A 608-nucleotide genomic window follows, 5' to 3' on the forward strand; every position below is an offset into this window, starting at 1 on the left:
GACCCCTGGCGAATCGGCGCGATCACCCGGGCGGCCCTCGTCCTCCTCCGTCTCGAACACGGACGCCACACCTAACCGAAGATGTGATCACACAAGGTCGTGATCCGTTACGCGGAAAGACTCAATGACGTTTTCTCACTGAGTTTCAGCTGATCCGCCGGTGTTCGAAATGGACGAGGACGAGGGCGGCGCGGACGAGATCACCGATTCTGCTGGGGCTGAGTGTGGTGTGCTGGAGCGCGGTCCAGCGTTCGGTGAGGAGTGCGAAGCCGCGTTCTCCGAGGCAGCGGAGTGCGCGCTGGAGGCCGTTGCGGGTGCGGTTGTCGATGCTGAGGATGTTGCCGTCCGCAGGCCGCCTGAATGGCACGGTGACGCCGTGACCTGCGCCTTGGTAGCCGGGGTCGGCCAGGACGGGCATGGTATGCGTGTGGGGGTAGACGGCCGGAAGGACGTGGCAGCGGGCGGCCTCGATATCGACGATGCCGCCGGGTTCGACGTCGCTGGTCCAGATAGGGAATCCGCCGGGTTCACACAATGCCTGGATGTTGCCGCCGAAGTCGCCGGTCTTTCCGGAGAACCAGGCGTCGATCGTTTCGCCTTTGACGCTG

The 608-nt window shown here is 64.5% G+C and carries 1 protein-coding gene; it reads right to left on the reverse strand.

All coding sequences use genetic code 11. The features are described 5' to 3' along the window. Positions 1–145: 145 nt before the first annotated feature. Positions 146–608: transposase family protein (locus ABGA98_RS45665; protein ID WP_347624748.1), on the reverse strand; the 463-nt coding region annotated here is incomplete at its 5' end.

The sequence above is a fragment of the Nonomuraea sp. B1E8 genome, from assembly GCF_039871515.1.
In the GTDB taxonomy this organism is placed as follows: domain Bacteria; phylum Actinomycetota; class Actinomycetes; order Streptosporangiales; family Streptosporangiaceae; genus Nonomuraea.